Genomic DNA, 19,914 nt, shown 5'->3' on the forward strand with positions numbered 1-19,914 from the left:
ATGAAAACCAGACCCGTTCAATTCTACCTACTTCAAAAATTTGAAGAAAAGGTTGGAAAGAGGATAGAGGCAACTAAACTTGGTAGAAAATCAATCCCGGAGGTTTAGTAAAAACTCCTCCACCTGACTTTTCTCCAAAAATTCCTCGTAATTCTGAATTTGGAGGATATCCTGTACCGCTCTTTTTTTATCCTGCCCGATTTGATGGAAATAGGCTTTGCAAATCGTATACCCCATCCAATATCCTGCATTTTGGGGTCTTTGCTCGGATCCCTTTTGCCAGGAATTCCAGATGCTTTTATCTTTATCCGTTTTGAAATCCTCCCAAACTTCCCATTCTCTGCCTTTAAATTCCCGGTAATCCCCATCGGTTTGTCCGGTGATTAGCTCTGCTATAAATTCAGCAGATCCTTCCCGAATACTTTTCCAGAGCAGGGTGTTTCCTTCAGCCATGTCATTTTGATTAAAATGAATTAATTCATGGGTGACAGTAACGGGTATATGACCACGATCCAAACTTAATTCAAGCAGCGCCTGATTCCACTCGGTGGTATCTGATCGGCTGGTCCGGGAAAGGATTTCAGTCCCGATCAACAGACCCGATTTAGAAATGGTCCCATTGGATTGAAATTTCCCAATCAGAAAATAAACCTTCGGATAAGTGGCTTTTGGATAAAGCTGTTGAAAGGCGACCAAATGATCGGCCACCTGAAGGGACAGGTCCTCGAGATGGATCACATCTGCTCTAATGGACTGGTAAAATCCCTGATAGTTGATCACAAAGTCTGCGAATTTTTCTTTGGACCGTATTTTAAGCTTATAGAAGTCTTTTAATCCCTTTGACCCTTTTTGGAAATAATATCGATTGAATATCTTTTTAGCATTTTCCGGCTGCTCCCTTGCCAAATCAAACGCCTGGTAAAATCGATCAATATCTGAAGTTACCCACCCGGATTGTCTCCATTCAACGGGACTTTTGATGGGAGCTTGAACCAAGGCACAGGAACTAAAAGTCAAACAAATCAGAAACTGAAGTAGTCCCGTATTTCCCTTTTTAAACATGACTTTCTTAATCTTCAACCTCAGGATTTGCCCGTAAATAATTCTTTACTTCCATCAACTCAAATTTGGGGCTTCGCTTAAGCCACATATTGAAAAAAGCCGTATGGGTTCCTCCCATGAGGATAAAAACACGATCGTCTTTTTCTAAGGGAATTTGATTCAAATTGGAATACATCACCAAATTCCGATGGTAAAACTTTGCCGCTTCATCGGCTCCCTCCGATTTCCCCGGGCTGGAAATATGAGTCAACAAATCAGCATTGATATTGATCAGCATATCTAAATATCGAGGATCATTGGTCATTAGAAGATGATCCCTAACCGACATATTTTGCGGATTATATTCCTTTTCCAAACCCTGTAAAAGCTTCATGTAGTTAAAATAGGTTTCACCATCAAGACTGTTTTCCAGTTGATATGCCAGGCTATAATTGTATCCTTGTTGAAAATCAATTCCAAAAATCCGGGAACTGTTCGCCAAGCGTCCCACCTCAAAGGCTAAAAGTTCAATTTCAGATGGATTTGGGAATTTCATTTTGGGATTTTTGAGATAAGCTGAATAGGAATCCTGCAGCGCCTCATTTTCAGCGGGACTACTTTCCACCAAAATAACCGTTGGTTTGAATTCAGCGATTGCTTTGGCAATTTGATGTACTTGGCGAACATTTTCTGAGTCATGTTCATCAAAGTCCGTCGTATTTGCATCCGGTGAATAACCCATATGAAAGGTCCCTATATTTAATACCGGAATGGTCTCCTTAAATTTCAGAGATATCTCTGAATCTTGAGCTTGAAGCAAGACGGTATCGAGTAAAAGGATCACTAAAATCAGTAGTTTTTTCATTGAAGTGGAAGTTAAAATCAACTCAAACTTGGGTGAAAATAGAACCGGAATGAAATTTTTTCGATGAACCCCCGCTGTTTTTCGACAAACCCTGAGTCTTCCCAAATTTGATCCCCTAAATTCAACATTCGATTCACGACCCAAAACAAGACTCCTTGGATGCGGAGACCGAAAAAAAAAGTGAAACCCCAGTTTGAAAAAAAGTGATCCGGGGTTAATCCGAAAACCCAATGTCGATCATGTCTAGTTTTACAAAAAAATCAGCATGGAGCAGAAAGGCAGAAATAGGATACCATTTCCTTTTCTGGATTCTCCTAGCCTATTTTACCTTATTGGATTTCAACGGTTCAAATCCCTTCAGTTTTTCAATCCCAAGACTCGATGCCCTTACCCTGTTTTGGACTGCCGTCCTCGTTATCAGCTTTTACTTCAACTATTTACTGGTCTTGCCTTGGGTATTCCAGCAATTCAACTGGAAAAGAGTATTTATTGGACTACTTGTTTTTTACTTGTTTTTTGTCGGAATCAGGTATTCGTTTGAGGAGGTTTTGATGCCCTTCTTCTTTGGAATCAGCAATTATTTTGAAGGAACTCCACTGTTCTATTACCTATCGGACAACCTCTACTTTTTTACCTTCCCCCTGATTCCCAGCACTATTTTTTGGCTGATTGTTTTTTCTATTCGACTGTTGGAAAAACAAGCCGTTCTGGCCGAAGAGAAAAGATCAATAGAGGGAAAATTTCTAAAATCCCAGCTAAATCCTCATTTTCTATTCAACAGCTTAAATACCCTGTATGCCATGGTAACCATAAATTCAGACAAAGCCCTGCCCGCTATTGAAACGCTGAGTAATATGATGAAATACACCACCTATGAAGCCCAAAAGGATTACATCAAAATCCAGGATGAAATTGATTATTTCCGCTCGTTTATAGCCTTGGAAAAGCTCCGGCAGCACGATGAAGTTTTTATCCAACTCGAGCTAAAAACTGAAAAAGAGGACCAGTTAATCCCTCCATTGATTCTTTCCCCTTTGGTAGAAAACGCATTAAAACATGGACGGTCTGATCAGAACAATCCCATAAAAATCAAGCTGAATTGTCAATTCGATCGGCTTTCATTTGAAGTAACAAACAAGGTGGGAGAAAAACGAAAAGATCAGCAGGGAGGAATCGGTCTGGAAAATCTGGAAAAAAGATTGGAAATTTATTATCCGGGCAACTACAGTTTTGATTTGGAAAGGCAACCGGATTATTTTAAAGCAAAACTTGATATTCGTTTCTAATGCCAAAACAGGTTAACTGCATCATTCTCGACGATGAACCCTATGCGGTCGAACTGCTCAAAAGCCATGCGGAAAAAGTATCTTATCTGAACTTGATCTACGGCGGGTCCGATGTTTTTAAGGCGATCGAACTTTTGAAGCTGCATAAGGTGGATTTGATTTTCATCGATATTCAAATGCCCAAAATAACGGGAATTGAATTTATGGAGATGGCCAATAATGATCAAACCTTCATCGTCACTTCAGCCTATCCGGAGTATGCCTTGGAGTCCTATAATTTCAACGTGATTGATTACCTGATGAAGCCCATCTATTTTCAACGATTTCACAAAAGCCTTGAAAAATATTTGGATTGGAGAAATCAGTTTTCAGAAAATGCCTCCGAAGAGGACCTCTTTGTCAAATCAGACCGAAAGATATACCGTATTTCACTTGATCGCATCAGCCATATCGAAGGACTTGGAGATTACCTACGCATTCATACCCAAGATGAAAAAATCACCGTTCACGAAACGATGAAAGATATGGTTAAGAGATTACCAAGCAGTAAATTCCTGCGAATTCATCGCTCGGCTATCATCGGGACCCAGCACATCAAAGTATTGGACGGAAATACGATAACATTAATCAACGGAACTCAACTCACTGTGGGCGAAACGTATAGACAACGGATCCAAGAGTTTTTTAACTGATTGTTTGTTGGGATCAATCCCTTGGCACCAGGGAATTCTTGAACCACTCCCGAGTCCTAGATTAATTCATGCTTACTCTTTCCAATCTCCTTCTCTTGTTTTGTCTGACGATATAGTGATCAATTAAAGGAGCAAAAACATTCATCAACATAACGGCCAACATGACCCCTTCTGGATAGGCCGGATTAAAGACTCGAATTAAGATGGTCAAGGCCCCAATGAGAAAACCATAAATCCATTTTCCCTTTTCCGTTTGAGCGGCAGTCACCGGATCGGTTGCCATATAAACAGCAGCAAATGCCAAACCACCCATCACAAGATGGTAATGGGCTGGGAGTTGAACAAATCCTGAAGAGACACCAAGAAATCCAAATAAATTAAATACGTAACCCATAAAAAGTGCTCCCGAAAAAACACTGACCATAATCTTATAACTTCCTACTCTAGTAAAAATCAGGATGGCTGCCCCAATCAAACAGGCTAAGGTAGAGGTTTCTGCTACTGAACCCGGAATCAAACCTAGAAACATGTTCCAGAAGGAAAACAATTCCTGCCCACTCCATAATCCAGCCTCCGATAAGCTTTCAAGGACAGAAACACCAGAATTATCGGTTACTGACTCCTGAGCAATAGCTAAGGCGGTTGCACCTGAATACCCATCCACTACCTGTGAAGCATCCGGAACATAGGTCCAGATTTCACCCGACATTTGAGAGGGGTAAGAAAAATACAAAAATGACCTTGCGGTCATGGCCACATTTAAAATATTCATTCCAGTCCCACCAAACACCTCCTTTCCTAGTATCAGGGCAAATGCACTTGCAAGGCCTACTTGCCAAAGCGGGATTGTCACCGGGAGGATCAGAGGAATCAGCATTCCTGTAACTAAAAAACCTTCATTTACAGAATGCTTCCGAATAAGGGCAAAAGTAACTTCCACTGCAGCACCTACACTGTAGGTTACTAAAATTAGGGGTAAGACTAGTTTTAACCCCAACAAGAATTTATCGGCAAATCCACCCATTTCTCCCACTGCCAAAAAATGTTGATGCCCTGTATTCCAAACTCCAAATAAGAGAACAGGTAACATAGAAAACACCACAGTGATCATGTATCTTTTCAAATCAACTGCATCTCTTACTTGTACTCCTTTAACTGCGGTAGTATGATTAGGTACCACCAAGATGGTATCAATCATGTTGAAGAGGAAATGCCACTTTTCAAACTTCCCTCCCGATTCAAACTGTGGACGGATTTTGGTCAATTGATCTACTATAAATTTCATAAAATTGATGGGTGTTGATGGATTAATTAGGCCTCAGTTCTTTTATCGATCCATTTTCTAATCAAGGGAACCAGAATAAATCCAGCAGGAATGGAAAAAAGACAACCTATGGCAAAATCACCCAACCAAATGAGAATGAAGTTTTGATTCCATCCCACTCTAAGAAGAAGAATAGCAAGTGACATCACCGCGGTCATCATGACTGAGACCAGGAAAATGAATAAAATATGGGCTTGTTTTGGCTTAAGTTTCATTGTTTTTAAAGATTGGGTTGGAAATGAACAATCGATGTGAGACCAGAAGTGCTACTCAATTGAAAATCTCTGTTCGTATAAAAAGTCCAACATTGGTTTTAGCCTGCCTTTCCGGACCGTATTGGTCCAGGTCAACCCCAAACCCAAATTGATAGCCTTTGACATCCAATCCGACTCTGAATTGCTGAAAATTCCGGCTGTGAATCTCCAGTTGATCCCAGTTGGTCAGGGCCATCAACTGGGTAAAAAGTCTAACATTTCCCGAAATCCTGGGCCTATACTGGATTTGAGTAAAGGCCTCATAAGAAGGGGTAGAGGTCAAATGTGCCGCAACAAAAAATACCACCAAATGACTGGGTCCTGCATTAACAAATTGCCCCACTAAATTCGGGCTTACTCCTTTAAATGAATTGTATGTTCCACCTATCCCTATACCCACTCCTTTCAAAAAGTTGTAAGCCACATAGGTCTGAATCAAGCCTTCGTTGAATGCTTCATCCTCATCTTGGAAATGAATGTCAAAGTATGTGATAGTAAAAAAGTCCCATTTATGGGCTTTATCCAAGGGTTTGATCATAATATTCTGAAAAACCAATTTATGGTTCCCAAAATGTAATTCCGGCTGAATGGGAGGGCTCATAGGAGGTCTTACTAATTCCTTTTCTTGGGCAATGAGGGCAGTAGAAAAAACCAGCAGTTGAAAGAGGAGTATAAATTTTAAGTGTCGCATAAACATTGAATTTTATGCAAAATTAAATCCGCACCTCTTGCTCAAATAGGACAAATTGAGCTAAAACTTGTGATATTCAATCAATCACTCTTTAAAAATAAATAAGGGATTATGCCTTGTATTTCTTTCGGTAAGCTATAGGAGAAATTCCCGTTGAAGCTTTAAAAAAGCGACTAAAATAACTTGGGTCTTCAAAGTTCAGTGCATCGGCTATTTCGGCAATAGAAACATGGCTTTGAATCAACAAGGTCTTACTTTCTAAAATAAGCATCTCAAGAATCCATTGATTTGCGGATTTGCCAGTTACAGTCCTGACGCATTTATTCAAGTGATTGGGAGTGATGTGCAGGAGATCTGAAAAGTCAGAAACCTTTTTTATCGATCCGATTCGTTCATTTAACAGCTTTTTAAAACTCTCTGTAATTCGTTCAGGAGCTGAGCGTGCTCGCAGTTCTTTTTGATCAGGAAGAGCATTCTCAATTTCAAAAAGTATACTCATCAATTTCAAAGCAACCTGAGTTGATACATGTTTGAGGTCTGAGAAACTTGAAGTGATTAAATCCTCCATTCTCTCAGATAGACCAAAAACCATAGATTCAGTTAAATCCACTACCACGAAATTATTTTCAAATAAGGTCAACTTTTCAAAGAAAGGAAGGAAGCCCTCTAAAAAACTGAGCGTAAAGTGGCAGTAAAATCCTTGAATATCCGAACTGATGTAGGGAGTAGAAGTAATTTGATTGGTGGGCATCAAAAAAATTTGATTGGCTTTTAAGGCAAACTCAGTCAATCCAACCGTTCTTCTGGCCTCTCCCGCCTTAACCAAAATAAAATCATACACGGTTTTTCGGTGAGGTGGTAAAGGGAGTTTCAAAGACCATCCAGAAAAGCCTTACTTTCAACTAATTGATCTGGTTATTAAAGATCTTTCCATGGAGTTAACATTTTCACATTTTAACTAAACTTCCTCCAACATACTCTCTCCTTTTCCTCTTTTACCCGAAAGCCATTCCCATCGCTCATGTAATCTAATCTTACCCGAATCCATCATCTCAGGTTTTGACTTACAAATCCCACTGGAAAGTTCTCCCTGATGATTTATTTGATGATAAGAAAAAATCAAGCTGCCATCCTGTGAATTTACTGTTCCCAAAAGATGTCCTGACCTAACCTGGGTCCCATTGTAGCTGCAGGAAAGGATCTCCCCTTCCTGCCTATAGACAAACACCTGACTTTGGTCCAACTCTCCCAAGCCCGATGTTTTGACGATTCTGAATTTCCGCTGATTGTAATCTATTTTCATATAAATTTGGAATGTAAGCTATCAATACCACATGGATTTTGGTAAAATTCAATCCAATCACTTAACCGCTCAATCCCCTTCTTTGATGGAAAACAGGTCTGGTTGAATGATACAGGAAAATTTATCCTGTTTCAGATTCTCTCTTTCTTCGGTAATACTCCCGCGCTTTCTTTCTACTCCCACAATATCTCATATCGCACCATTTTCTGGTATTACTTTTGGTTTGTTCCCAAAATAGCCATCGGCACTCACCGCATTCTTTGATTCGGTTTCCAGCACCATTTGATAAAAGTTTTTCCAAGGATTGATAAATTGGGTGAAGGAAAGCAACAGGATCTTCCTGATCAAAGCTCCACTCCATACTAAGGGCTCCCGAATCCTCCTTGACTTGCAAAATACCGGTGGCAGACCGAATTCCGCGGTTGATTTCCTTGATGGATTCTGCTTCAATATTCTGACCTTTTATAAGACTCACGATTACGTCATGTAAAGATTTTCGTTGATCACGTATAAATTGAAGCTTATGGCTTGGGTGAGATGAAAAGTTTACCTCAGCATCCATCTTTCCAGTAATCCAAAGCCATTCTGACCAATCTGACCTTTCTCCAAGGTAATCCTAGTAGGCACCTGGGTTCCAATGATTGACCGTATTAATAAAATCTAAAACCAAAAGTCCTCCAACTCTAGGCAGGTGATTGATTTGTCCAGAAACCCAAATTGCCTGGCGGATAGCATTTTGAGATTTATTCTTTACCATCTATATTTAATTTGACAGTAAAATTAAACAGATGAAAGGAAAATCCTACCCTGAAGAAAACGTCAAGTCTATTGAGAGGATAAAAAATCAACTCTCCGATATATGGAATGGAAACTCCTGGTTAGATGAAAGCCTAAAAGGCAAAGTAAAAGGAATAAACGAATTTCAAGCTTTCTGCCGTCCCCATCCCGATCTCCATTCGATTGGTGAATTGGTGAGTCATATGTTAGCTTGGCGAAACGCGGTACTCGATAGAATTCAAGGGATTCCCAACGACCTAAGCTTAGGGAGTCCTGAAGATTGGGTAGCAAACCAAGAGCTGAAAATTAAAGGCTGGTCAACGTTATTAAAGGAATATGAAATCAATAATTTAGCTTTTATCTCCCTGCTTGAGGGTAAAGATGATAATTTTCTCCAAAAGGAATTTACATCAAATTACACTTACGGCCATCTGATCGAAGGGATCATTCAACATGACCTCTATCATCTGGGACAAATTGGAATTACTTTGAAATTTTTCAACAAAAAAAAAGCATGAGCACCTACTCCTCTAACCTCAAAAGAGTTCTCACCTATGGCTTAGTGATTCTTTTCTTAAATTTAACCGGTTGTAAAAAAAATAACGTTATGAATCAATCCACACGTGAAGAAATGATCCAAAATTACATCACTGCCTACAATGCATTTGATGTAGCGTCTATGACCGAAAACTTATCCGAGAATGTGATATTCCAAAATTTGAGCGATGGAAAGATCACCCTTCAAACCGAAGGAATTGATGAATTTAAAAAACAAGCTGAGCTGGCAGTAAATTTTTTCGAAAGTAGGGAGCAAAAAATCACCTCTATTTCGACCGGGGATTCTACCCTTACCATCACGGTGGATTATCAGGCGGTTGTGAAGACTGATTTACCCAATGGCTTAAAAAAGGGAGATACCCTGAATCTGAAAGGAAAATCCACCTTTGTTTTTGAAGGTGAAACGATTGTCAAAATTGTGGATGAAAGCTGAAAATTAGGATTTCCTTACCCAAGCCTTAAAAAATGGAATTATGAATAAATCCTCAATCAACGAAATAAAGGAACGATTTGATCAAGATGTGGAGCGTTTCACCTCCTTGGAAACAGGTCAAACCTCCACAGTGGATGCTAGGCTCTCCCTAGACCTGATTTCAGAAGCTGCAGCGCATCTTCGTCCTGACGCCAAAGACTTATTGGATGTGGGATGTGGTGCGGGGAATTATTCCTTAAAACTCCTAGAAAAAATACCCCATCTAAATATCAGTTTGGTTGATTTAAGTCCGGCCATGTTAAGTAAGGCTGATGAGCGGGTTAGTCGTAAAACTGAAGGTAGGGTTTCGACGATTTGTAAGGACATAAAAAACCTAACCCAGGATAAAGAGAGCTTTGATATTATTGTAGCGGGGGCGGTCCTTCATCATTTGCGGGAGGATACGGAATGGAACCATGTGTTTGCAAACTTTTATCAATTACTCCGGCCGGGAGGCATCCTATTGATCTCCGATCTTGTGGTTCACTCGGTCAAGCCCATCAATCACCTGATTTGGGAGAGATACAAAAGCTATCTCCAAACCTTGGGCGGGGAAGAATACCAAAAGCAGGTATTTACCTATATCCAAATCGAGGACAGCCCAAGAAGTTATGAGTATCAACGAGAGATTCTTTTGGAATCAGGGTTCAACTATGTGGAAATTTTGCATAAAAACCTCTGTTTTGCCACCTTTTATGCAATCAAGGAAAATAGTAATTCAAAGGTTGAGCTTCTTTCTCCTGGAGAAACAGATCAGTGACATACGTCAATAGGCTTTCCTTTTTTAACACGCAATCCCATGAATATCTCCAACCAAATTCATCAATCCTGGGAAGAAAACGCAGCGACTTGGATAAAAACCATCCGACAAGAACAGATTAAATCCAGAAAAATAACCAATCGGGCAGTAGTCAGGGCAATTACCAACCATTTGTCCGGCCCGATCCTGGATTTGGGCTGTGGAGAAGGCTGGCTTTGCCGAGAATTAACTCAACATGGAATTGAAACGTTGGGCTTGGACGCTAATCAAAGCCTAATAAATGCTGCCCGGGAATTTTCCGGCTCTTCTAATTTTGAGAACATCACCTACCAAGAACTCATCGATGGAGTGGCAAAGATCCACCCCTCCGATCAACTAAAAACACTAAAAGAAAAAGGATTCAGAGGTGCTGTTTTCAACTTTTCGCTTTATGAAAAGGAAGGGATTGATCAGCTTCTGCGAGCGGTTACCACATACTTGTGCCGGCCTCACAAATTAGTCATTCAGACCATTCACCCCAGTCATTTAAGGAATAAAGGATTAAGTTATCAAAGCCAGTGGATCAAAAATTCATGGGAAGGCTTGGATTCCGCCTTCAAAAATGGGCATCCTTGGTTCCTCCGGACCTTGGAGGATTGGATCCTTATTTTTTATTCCTGCCAACTTAATTTGGAAATGATTTATGAGCCCTTATCCGGGGATTCAAAAGAGCCTGTAAGCATTATATTTATCCTAAATGGTCTTAAAAAGTGACTGCAGCCCTTTTAAAGATGGGAAAACAAGAAAAATTATCCTCCCTCAATCTGCCGGTATAATCCAATCAAAACCCGCCAAGAAAAGATGAAATAGAGCCTGACGTACCCCTCACACACCGGGATGATTAGATTTGCGAGATTCCATATGACCGCTAAAAAACAAATCATAAACAAATGAAAAATTAAAGTATCCTCTTAGCGGTTCCATTTCCAAAAGTTGAATTCAAAGCTTCCTTAAATTAAACCTAAACCATTGAAGCAGTGAAATCGAGTAAAGCTTAAAACCTCACCTAGAAGGAGGTTATAAAAAGTACACGAATGAAACCTACGAAATAAAAATATTTCAAACCTGAAAATCACTAGTTCTCTGACCAAAAAAAGTTTCTACTTTGTTTGATAACGAATTCTGGCCAAATGCCCCCTCAACTCATTAAAAGTGAGACTCCACATCCCTTGAAACTTATTATTCCTTCAAAAAAGTAGAACAAAAAAGGTTGCCGAAAATCAGCAACCTTTTTAGTCATTCAATCACCTTTACTTTTTACTCAAAAAGATCAAACTTAAGCCCAAAATTAAATCGGGCGTTATAATATTCAGCCTGCATGGTACGGGACTGAATCCCCTGATAATAACGAAGGGGCTGGTTGGTCAAATTGTTCCCTTCAGCAAAAATTCTCCATTTTGGGGTCAAGGCAAAGGAAGCGTTGGCATCCAAAAAAGTCTGCTGATCATAAAACCGGTCTTCAAAACCTTCCCCACCCAATTCATCTAAGTAATCCGAGGTATAATTAACCGAAAGCCGGAGAACCAAACGCTCTGTTTCGTAAGAAAGGGAGGCATTGAACATATGGTCCGCTGTTCCTGGAAGCTCCAGGTCTTCCCCGTCTCTCCCTTCGATACCTGTGGTAGAGGATTGGGTAAACGTGTAATTGAGATAAATCCCAAAATTCTTTAAAAACTGGCGCTGGAAAGAAGTCTCCAACCCATAGACAGCGGCTGTACCGCCATTCTCAGGTCTGGAATATTGTAAATCGGTTCCAAACAAGGGATCGGTGTACCCCTGTGTTGTAATAGTATATACAAAATCATCGATATCCTTGTAAAAAGCCCCAAATGAAAGTAAACCCAGATTATCATAGTACCGCTCAGCCATGAAGTCGAAATTCATTGCCGTTGCGGCCTTCAAATTTGGATTACCTCGCTCCAACTCCTCATCTTCTTGGCTAAATGCCGCATACGGCACCAAATCATAATAGTTGGGTCTGGCAATGGTGTTGGTCCATGCAAACCTCAGCACAGTATTGGAACTCGGATCGTATTTGAAATGAAGGCCGGGCATAAAATTGGTGTAGCTCTGATCTCCAGTAGCAGAGGAAACCGTTTCATTATCCAGGTCAAAAATATTTCCCGTATAATCAATTGCGGTATGCTCCATTCTCAAGCCTGCGATTGCCGAGAGTTTCTCTGTTACCTGATGATCTGCCATCACATAGGCTCCGGTAATCGTTTCTTGCGCTAGATAATTACCTGGAGCATACTCCTCAGGCAAATCATTTTCTTCAAACAAACCTCCATTTCCTAACTCAAGACCACCCAGAAAATCCGGATCTATAAAAGTCCCTACGGCGTATTGTGAACCAGCAAGATAATTTGGGTCAGAATAATTCCGGTTGGGCAATTCGCCGATAGTCTGGCCGAAGGATTCCAGGTTTACTGGCTCATATTCAAAGAAATTATTGTCTCTTTCCTTGTTTTTTCCGCGATATCGAAGACCAAAATTCAAAACCCCTTTTTGAGAATAAGGAAGTTTAAAATCCAAGCGTACATTCAAATCCTGATCAAATGTAAATTCATTTTGCTCGGAAAGACCATTAAACTCAATACCCAAATTATCGGCTGGCTCACTCAATATAGCCAATGGAAACCGTGGGTTAGAAACATCCAATCGAACATTTTGTCCTCTGGATCTGAAGGAAGTATACCGCTCCTGGGGACGCTCTTCTGACGCTCTGGCATAAGTCACACTCCAATTCATCTGAAGTGAGTTAAACAGGTGCTTCCCACCCCCTGTCATGTTGTAGACGCGTTGGTCCTCCAACCTAGCCGATTTGACGCGATCACTATCGAGTCCTCCTTTGGTCTCAAATTCCACTCGGCCTACGGTCTGGTAAACCCCCGGACTGGACTGGGTAAAATCCCCCTCATCAAAAGAGTCATCCAACTGACTGACCCGCATACGGAAGCGATTTTCCCAATCATCCCGATGGTTATACATACCCGACAAAAAGAGGGTATGGTTTGGAGAAATTTCATAATCCAGCGCTAATGTTGCCGAACGCCGTACACGCTGAACTCTGTATTCCCGAATATCAAACTCTTCCAGAACCACTCCATTGTCGGAATTGTACCAAACCCCTTCAATGTTATCAGAGCCAAAATCATGATTATTGTAGGAACCCGAAAATATCACTCCCAGTTTATCGTTGGCAAAACGATTCCCCAAAATCAAGGCTCCTGTCCAAATGGGCTGATTGGATAAAAGGTTGATCCCACTCGCGGCAGTTCCTGAAATCCGAAGGGAATTGGGAGCCTGTCGCGTAACCAAGTTCACTGATCCTCCTATCGCGTCGGCATCCATATTGGGTAAGACCGCCTTGTTTACTTCTATGGTCTGAATCATATCCGAAGGGATCAAATCCATCTGGATATTTCGGTTATCCCCTTCTGCTGAAGGAATCCGCTCCCCATTTAAAGTCACCGAATTTAACTGTGGAGCCATTCCACGGATCACAATGTTTCGCGCTTCGCCTTGGTCATTTTGCATGGTAATACCGGGAATACGCTTGAGTGCATCCCCAATATTGGCATCGGGAAAGCGACCAACTTGGTCCGAAGAGACAATATTGGTAATGTTGGAGTTGGTCTTTTGCTGATTCAAAGCCTTTGCCTGGCCTTTAAGCCGGTCCCCAAAAACAATAACTTCTGCACTTTCAAATTCCCTTTCCTCCAATTTAAAGTTCAAAACCGTGGTTTCACCCGGATTGATCTTCACGGTCTTGATTTGGGAGTCATAACCCAAATAGGTAACCACTACTTCAAAATCCCCCTCAGGCAAATTTGAAATCGAATAATCTCCCTTTTGATCTGTAATTGTTCCCAAGCCCTTTTCTTGTAGGACGATACTTGCGCCGGGAAGAGCAAGATTCTGCAAATCAATTACTCTTCCTTTTAAAACCCCTTGTGCCCATCCATTTCCCGCTATAGCGAAAAAGAGCAATACAGGCAGAGATAATCTCAGGTACTTTTTCATGTGTATGTGTTTTTAAGGTCGAAATGATTATTGATTATTCTGGATGTGTTTGGACAGCTGTTCCCAGGCGTAAATCTGAAAAGTCTTATCATCGGACATGGCCACAAAAAGCCCGGAGGGATAATCCTGACCAAGATTGAGCGCAGTTACTTCCGATCCATCACTTGACAGCGTGCTCAGGGGAAGGGTAGCTAAAAGGGGATGATCGTGTGCATTTTCAGCGGTTCCTTCCCTGGGAAAAACGCGGAATAAATCCGCTCCCTGATCTGAAATCAGCAGGTACCCTTTTCGATCTGAGGTTTTGTAAATAGAAATCCCCTCATGATCATCAGCAAAACCATCCCGGGCAAAAAGTGCTAGTTCCTCATTTCCCAGTTCCGGCTCAGCATAGTATTTTCGCACACCGACGCCCTCATCCGAGCAATACACGTAGCCCAATTCCTGATCCACAGCAATGGCCTCGATTTCCTTGATTCCAGAAAAGTTGGCAAACTTCCGGACCAGCTCAAGGGAAAGCCCCTCCTCTGTTGCGAGGATCTCATATTGCCAGAGATAGGTCCCATCAGTGGGTCCATTTTTTCTTCCGGCAATCACATAGTTTTTACCGGATTGGGGACTTTTATAGACAGCCACCCCCATCAAATCCCGATACTCTTCACCGCTTTCCCCCTGAAATACCTCAAGTCCCCCGGGATTTAGTTCTACCATTTCAGGCAGTTTGAAAAATCTCAATCGGGAAGTAAGCCGCTCCCCGGTCACCGCAAAATCAAGGGTATCTGATCCCATCACTAATCCATAGCCCACATCCACATTATTGGGTCTTTGTATATCCCTTCGAATCAAGGAATCAATGGCATTCCCTTTCAAATCAAAAACATACAATGCTCCATCGGCATCTTTATCGGTCCCTATGATCAAACTTTGCTTGGGGTCTTCAGGATGGATCCAAATGGCGGGATCATCGGTATCGTAGACAACCGAATCGGAAACATAAAGTGGTCGGATTCTTTCAGTTTCCGAATTTTCAGCAATAGAGTCGGTAGCTACTTGAGATTTTTGACAGGAAAAAACTCCCAGCAATACAAAAAGTGAAATAGAATAAATTGGTGTTTTCTGCATGGTTTTTTGTTGTTTAATTACCACACAAGATTAGGGGGATTACCAGGCAGATTTGGAAATTCCGCGTTAACAATCCTTTCTTTCCACTAGGAAATCAGCGTTAACAAAACCGCTACAAAATTTAAAAAACTGAATATATTTTGTTGTTTATCAATTACTTAAACTGTATTACATTTAGATTAAAAAATTGTGAATCACATCCCAAGTAGGTAATTCTGCAAATCCTTACCCTCTCCCAACTGCAATCTTTTCCGAAGCCTGTATCGGGATATTCGTAGACTCTCTGGGGAAATACCCAGCGTAGCGGCAATTTCTTTATTGCTCATATTCATTTTCATCAGGCAAGCAAGCTTGAGGTCTCCTGAAGTAAGTTCCGGGTTTTTGGATTTAAGGTTTTTCAAAAAATCCTGATGGACATTTTCAAAAGCCTGTTTAAAACTCTCCCAGTCTGAATCCTGAGAAAGGTTATAGTCAATTTGCCGGATCAAATTTCGGAGTTTCTTTTTCTGTTCTTTTGCCTCCAGATTTAGCGTGATTTGCAACTTTGATTGGATTTCTTTCAAAATCTGGTTTTTTTCAATCACATGGAGCGTTTGGGCCGAGAGTGCCTTTTGCTGGGCATGAACTTCGGCAGACATTCTAGCCTCGAGCAAATTGATATTTTCCTTTTCACTCAAAATGAGTTTTTCCTTTACTTCCAAGATTTCGCGTTGCTTTTGAAGCTGGGACTGGGAAGTCCTAATTCGCAATTGCTGTTTTGAAAAAAATATCCAAGCCATGATCATTATCGATAAAATCAATCCAATAAGTAACCACCTCATCTTGACTTCAAACCGATGAATCTCCTCCAGATGCCCAATTTCGGTTTTTTGTTTTTCTACCTGAAACTGGAATTCTTGTAGGGCTAATTGTCTGGCTGCTTCTTCGGAAAAAATCGATTCACTGAGTTCCCTGGCAGAAGCAAAATAGGTATATGCAGATTCAAATTCCCTCAAATCTGCATAACTCTTACCTAAATCTACCCTTGCACTCCGTTCGGTGTACTTATTACCCAGCCTGACACTCAGTCGAAGTGCTTCAAGGTAATAGGGAATAGCTTGTTCTGCTCGATTTGTTTTCCTGTGTACATCACCCAGATTATTTAAGTTACCGGGCAACTTCAAACTATCCCCCGCATTCCAATTGAGTTCATAGGACTTTTGAAAGTAAAAATCGGCAGAGTCAAACTGATTTAAATCTTCATAAATACTTCCGATATTTTCAAAAAGATTAGCTAGTTGGGAGGAATCCTCCTCGATTCTCAAGAGCTCAATGGCCTGATTTTGAAAGGACAAGGCTTTTGAATAATTCCCTAACTTTTCATGCATCGTTCCAATCAAGCCCAAAGACTGTGCAATCCCTTTTCTGTCTTCCAATGACTTAAAAACCCGTAGCGATTCCTCGTGCTTTTGGAGAGCAGCAGCAGTACTTTTAGTTTTATAGTAAAGTTGACCGATTACATTATAAAGCTTAGCAAGTCCTAGGGTATGCGCATGGGTTTGAAAAATCTGCTCGGCCTGATAGAGCTTGAGTATGGCTTCTTTGTATAATCCAAACTCTTTTAAAAGGACCCCCTCCAAAAAAAGGGCTTCTCCATACCGGAGGCTTTTGTTGTCCGAATAACTGAGGATCAGATCAGTCAACTGACTGTATGCTTCTTTGGGATTGCGCTCTGCTTTTTTCTGAATTGATTCAAGATCGGTGGATTGACCTTTTGCTTTCTGGAAAGGGTTAACCCAAATCAGGAAAAAAACCAATACACCCATCATCCGGATTTTCATCCCTAAATATCCATCCTGAATTTTAATTCATGATTACCAAATTGTGTCCTTTTATCAACGAAGCGAATTTCCATTTTGAAAACCTAGGTGCCATTCTCTCCTTTTTCACTTTTTTAACTTAGTCTTTAGCCCACTTGAAGATTCCATTATCGTACGTTCTAATTCACTAGAAGCCTAAACGCAAAGAGTTCAATTTTTTTCGTTTTACCCCCTGAAAGTCGTATCGTAGCTTTTTTGCGGCTCCTCCTCAATCATTTGATTCAGCCCGAAAGTTTAACGAACGGCAATAGCAGGTAAGTTGGGAAGCGTGAAGGCCGTTTGAATGGTCCAGAAAATGGATTTCCTCAAAAATGCCAGTTAACTAGGATTACCGGCATTTTTAAGTTTTTTTCACCAGATTTCAGGTCAATCTTTTGGGCTGAATCATCCCTTAACATGCTGAAAAATTTCCCCGAAGAATGGGGATGAATCCTCGAAGAGGAAAAGCCACTGAGTCAAATGACTAGTAGAATTTAAGGACTCGTCCCCAGGACCATTTGCTATCCTTATTCCTCCAAACTACTCAAAGGATTAGCTTAAGGACAATTTGAAAATTCTTGCTGCTTTTTCTCACGAATCCTTTTATATCACACTCATTTTCATTTAATTAGAGTAAATTTTATTCAATTATTTACTGAAGAAATTTTTTTTTCTTACTAAATCCATTTTTTAGTAAGGAAAATACAATTCTTCAACTATCAGCTGTTTTAACCCAAATGGGTTTTGGTATTTATTCGATTTAGATTTTTCCTTTTCGGATAAGTTTTTTTGACAAAAGGAGCACTTTATTCTCTTATTCTGCCCTTTTGTTTTCGCATTCGTTCTACCAGAAGAAAATTTCTGACTTGATCATTTCCAAACGCTTCTTATTATGCCAGGACCAGCAGTACATTACATCATTGGCCAACTTTTAAGCCATTCCAGTAAAATCTATCAACCCCATGCAAGGTATGACCATGCTTTTTACCTAGATGCATCTACACGAGCGACCTTAAAGGAGTTCCCGGATTACCTATCAGTGGGCACCTTAGGACCCGATTTTCTCTTCTTCAATACCAAAGATTGGCCTATGGGAGAGCACTTACCAGTTCGATTAATGGTCAAGGCCGCCAAAGCCTTGGCCACCTTGGAAGATGAAATCGAAAAAAGCTTTCCCATTTTGGTTGAGATTCATGAGCTCAAAAAAGAAGTGGAAGAAGAACTCCGAGGAGCCGCAGAGGATGTGATTGACAACTCCCCCACCCTAAGCGCCATCCGCCTATTGTTTCAAGATTTAGGGGCCATTATGGAATTAATGGATGCTATTATTAGCAATGGTTTAAAAGATTTTGTCACCTCCAATGTGGATATTTTCGGTCTCCTTACTCACCCCATCCAAGACTGTGACAAAAAAGAAGACTGGTGGTGGTTTGATATCCTTCACTATCGCAGGAGTGGTCAATTTGCCAAATACCTGATCGACCATAGCAGAAGTAATCCCAGTCACCTAGCCTATGCTGTGGGATACATGAGCCATTTGACGGCCGATACAGTAGGTCACCCTTATGTCAATACCATCGTAAGAGGGCCTTATCGAAATCACAGTCAACGGCACAAGGTGGTCGAAAATTTCCAAGATGTCTCTGCATACCTACGTTTCAAAAGTTCACTGGGGCTTGGTGAAAAGGAATTTATTTCCAGCGAGCTTTTTGAAAAGTTTAAATTTCGGGATGGAAGGCGATCCATGCGAACAGGTGAAGTTTTAGAAGAAACCGAATCCCTTATCGACGGATTGACTCCGGGTTTTGCCGATATCGGAATGCCCGAGGAGTTGGCCGAATTGTTTGCCAAAGCTACCCGGGAGGTCTATACCGACGATGGCACCCATCTTTTCGGGACTGGAATGAAAGCAGAGGAAGTTGACGCAGCATATAGACTTTGGTATTCTTGGTTCAAAAGCACCACTTCGGAAATCAAGCTCCCCAAACATCTCCCGGAACTCCCCCCTCTGTCGGAAGAAATCCGTGAAGCTTGGGACCGCTTTAAAAACCGAGTAAACAATGCGCTCAATGAATTGGAAGATGCCATTGAAGATCTGTTTTCAGGAAGTCCAGGCAGAAATTTTAGCTGGAATAATATTGTCAACTTTTTCAAAAAAATAGGCCGAGTAGTTAAAGCCGCGCTTGCAGCAGCCGTGGCGATGGCCTCCGTGGCTGAGGATATCCTGGTCACCATTTCCTCCCATGCAGCCCATTTTATTCTGGATCAAATATATCAAGCGCTTTATACGGCCTATGATTACTTCAGGCTATCGGTTTCCTTAAATGGGTTTGCCTTCCCGTTCGAAAGTCATTTGGATGAGTATAAGGTAAAACATATGCTGGATCCCCGCTTTAGAGATTGCAATAACAATCGGGTAAGGCCGGATTGGGATTACCCGGTTCAAAAAGTAAAAGTGAGTGATGGATTTTTCCGTATGGCACCTCAGGAAGCGCATTTGATGTATCCTTTGACAGAGCCGGAATTTAACCCAGTCCGGGTTGGTCCTGATTCCTACACGAACAATTCTCATGATTATTTCATCAATAAACCTCTGGTTTTCAACCCTACCGTGTTTACTAATTTAGGAGACAGTGTATTTCTGTCCACAAATCAGGCACTCCTGGAACAGGAAACCTTGGGAAACGCGCTGGAACTTACCGCTAGGTATTGGAACAAAGTCAACTCAGGCGGAGAGCTTCCGGATTTGAATCTGGATGGAGACAGAGGGATGGGATACCCCAGTTGGGAAATCGACCATTGCCAGCCGGATATGGGTACTTCTGCCTCCAAGCCCATTCGGGAATCCTTCAAGAACTAACCTTTTTTA

At 41.1% G+C, this 19,914-nt stretch carries 19 protein-coding genes; 7 read left to right on the top strand and 12 right to left on the bottom strand.

The window, feature by feature from the left end; translation table 11 throughout:
- Nucleotides 1-90: 90 nt before the first annotated feature.
- The gene (locus Q0L00_RS14210; protein ID WP_297337549.1) at nt 91-1,080 is read right to left on the bottom strand and encodes a DUF2268 domain-containing putative Zn-dependent protease; all 990 of its coding nucleotides are present in this window, start codon (nt 1,078-1,080) and stop codon (nt 91-93) included.
- Nucleotides 1,070-1,906, bottom strand: coding sequence for a DUF5694 domain-containing protein (locus Q0L00_RS14215; RefSeq protein WP_297337550.1), 837 nt, complete (start codon nt 1,904-1,906; stop codon nt 1,070-1,072). Before Q0L00_RS14215 ends, Q0L00_RS14210 begins: the two co-directional genes overlap by 11 nt.
- Nucleotides 1,907-2,145: 239 nt before the next feature.
- Here Q0L00_RS14215 and Q0L00_RS14220 point away from each other — a divergent pair, with 239 nt between their 5' ends.
- Nucleotides 2,146-3,192, top strand: coding sequence for a histidine kinase (locus Q0L00_RS14220; protein ID WP_297337551.1), 1,047 nt, complete (start codon nt 2,146-2,148; stop codon nt 3,190-3,192).
- The gene (locus tag Q0L00_RS14225; RefSeq protein WP_297337552.1) at nt 3,192-3,884 is read left to right on the top strand and encodes a LytTR family DNA-binding domain-containing protein; all 693 of its coding nucleotides are present in this window, start codon (nt 3,192-3,194) and stop codon (nt 3,882-3,884) included. The genes Q0L00_RS14220 and Q0L00_RS14225 overlap by 1 nt, the downstream gene beginning before the upstream one ends.
- A gap of 61 nt (nt 3,885-3,945) precedes the next feature.
- On the opposite strand, the gene Q0L00_RS14230 is transcribed toward Q0L00_RS14225, so the two are convergent.
- The 7 genes from Q0L00_RS14230 to Q0L00_RS14260 all read right to left on the bottom strand — a co-directional run bounded on the left by Q0L00_RS14230 (nt 3,946) and on the right by Q0L00_RS14260 (nt 8,213).
- Nucleotides 3,946-5,169 carry an NADH:ubiquinone reductase (Na(+)-transporting) subunit B gene (locus tag Q0L00_RS14230; protein WP_297337553.1) on the bottom strand — a complete coding sequence of 408 codons (1,224 nt, stop codon included), beginning with the start codon at nt 5,167-5,169 and terminating at the stop codon, nt 3,946-3,948.
- Nucleotides 5,170-5,195: 26 nt separating this feature from the next.
- Entirely contained in the window at nt 5,196-5,423 is a 228-nt protein-coding gene (locus Q0L00_RS14235) for a DUF2798 domain-containing protein (RefSeq protein WP_297337554.1), read from the bottom strand.
- A gap of 55 nt (nt 5,424-5,478) precedes the next feature.
- Nucleotides 5,479-6,153, bottom strand: a complete 675-nt coding sequence (locus Q0L00_RS14240; protein ID WP_297337555.1) for a hypothetical protein — start codon at nt 6,151-6,153, stop codon at nt 5,479-5,481.
- 109 nt (nt 6,154-6,262) lie between these two features.
- Nucleotides 6,263-6,994, bottom strand: coding sequence for an AraC family transcriptional regulator (locus tag Q0L00_RS14245; RefSeq protein ID WP_297337556.1), 732 nt, complete (start codon nt 6,992-6,994; stop codon nt 6,263-6,265).
- A 117-nt stretch (nt 6,995-7,111) separates the two neighbouring features.
- On the bottom strand, nt 7,112-7,456 hold the full coding sequence (locus Q0L00_RS14250; protein ID WP_297337557.1) for a n-acetylglutamate synthase: 345 nt from the start codon (nt 7,454-7,456) through the stop codon (nt 7,112-7,114).
- 121 nt (nt 7,457-7,577) lie between these two features.
- The gene (locus Q0L00_RS14255) at nt 7,578-7,931 is read right to left on the bottom strand and encodes a CGNR zinc finger domain-containing protein (RefSeq protein WP_297337558.1); all 354 of its coding nucleotides are present in this window, start codon (nt 7,929-7,931) and stop codon (nt 7,578-7,580) included.
- Nucleotides 7,932-8,072: 141 nt separating this feature from the next.
- Nucleotides 8,073-8,213, bottom strand: a complete 141-nt coding sequence (locus tag Q0L00_RS14260; protein WP_297337559.1) for a hypothetical protein — start codon at nt 8,211-8,213, stop codon at nt 8,073-8,075.
- Between the two features lie 31 nt (nt 8,214-8,244).
- Between Q0L00_RS14260 and Q0L00_RS14265 the strand changes: the two genes are divergently transcribed.
- From Q0L00_RS14265 to Q0L00_RS14280, 4 genes are all read left to right on the top strand, one after another.
- A complete protein-coding gene (locus Q0L00_RS14265) occupies nt 8,245-8,751 on the top strand; it encodes a DinB family protein (protein ID WP_297337560.1) in 507 nt (168 codons plus the stop codon).
- Nucleotides 8,752-8,840: 89 nt separating this feature from the next.
- On the top strand, nt 8,841-9,224 hold the full coding sequence (locus Q0L00_RS14270; RefSeq protein ID WP_297337561.1) for a nuclear transport factor 2 family protein: 384 nt from the start codon (nt 8,841-8,843) through the stop codon (nt 9,222-9,224).
- A 40-nt stretch (nt 9,225-9,264) separates the two neighbouring features.
- Nucleotides 9,265-10,023: a class I SAM-dependent methyltransferase gene (locus tag Q0L00_RS14275; RefSeq protein WP_297337562.1), complete on the top strand. Its 759-nt coding sequence runs from the start codon at nt 9,265-9,267 to the stop codon at nt 10,021-10,023.
- Between the two features lie 39 nt (nt 10,024-10,062).
- The gene (locus Q0L00_RS14280) at nt 10,063-10,776 is read left to right on the top strand and encodes a class I SAM-dependent methyltransferase (RefSeq protein ID WP_297337563.1); all 714 of its coding nucleotides are present in this window, start codon (nt 10,063-10,065) and stop codon (nt 10,774-10,776) included.
- A gap of 543 nt (nt 10,777-11,319) precedes the next feature.
- Here the strand turns inward: Q0L00_RS14280 and Q0L00_RS14285 are convergent.
- The 3 genes from Q0L00_RS14285 to Q0L00_RS14295 form a co-directional block, all read right to left on the bottom strand.
- Nucleotides 11,320-14,088, bottom strand: coding sequence for a TonB-dependent receptor (locus Q0L00_RS14285; protein ID WP_297337564.1), 2,769 nt, complete (start codon nt 14,086-14,088; stop codon nt 11,320-11,322).
- A 27-nt stretch (nt 14,089-14,115) separates the two neighbouring features.
- The gene (locus Q0L00_RS14290; RefSeq protein ID WP_297337565.1) at nt 14,116-15,207 is read right to left on the bottom strand and encodes a phytase; all 1,092 of its coding nucleotides are present in this window, start codon (nt 15,205-15,207) and stop codon (nt 14,116-14,118) included.
- A gap of 194 nt (nt 15,208-15,401) precedes the next feature.
- The gene (locus tag Q0L00_RS14295; RefSeq protein ID WP_297337566.1) at nt 15,402-17,027 is read right to left on the bottom strand and encodes a tetratricopeptide repeat protein; all 1,626 of its coding nucleotides are present in this window, start codon (nt 17,025-17,027) and stop codon (nt 15,402-15,404) included.
- 910 nt (nt 17,028-17,937) lie between these two features.
- Here Q0L00_RS14295 and Q0L00_RS14300 point away from each other — a divergent pair.
- Nucleotides 17,938-19,905, top strand: a complete 1,968-nt coding sequence (locus tag Q0L00_RS14300) for a zinc dependent phospholipase C family protein (RefSeq protein ID WP_297337567.1) — start codon at nt 17,938-17,940, stop codon at nt 19,903-19,905.
- Nucleotides 19,906-19,914: the final 9 nt, after the last annotated feature.

It is taken from the genome of Algoriphagus sp. (genome assembly GCF_024305035.1).
Classification (GTDB): Bacteria; Bacteroidota; Bacteroidia; order Cytophagales; family Cyclobacteriaceae; genus Algoriphagus.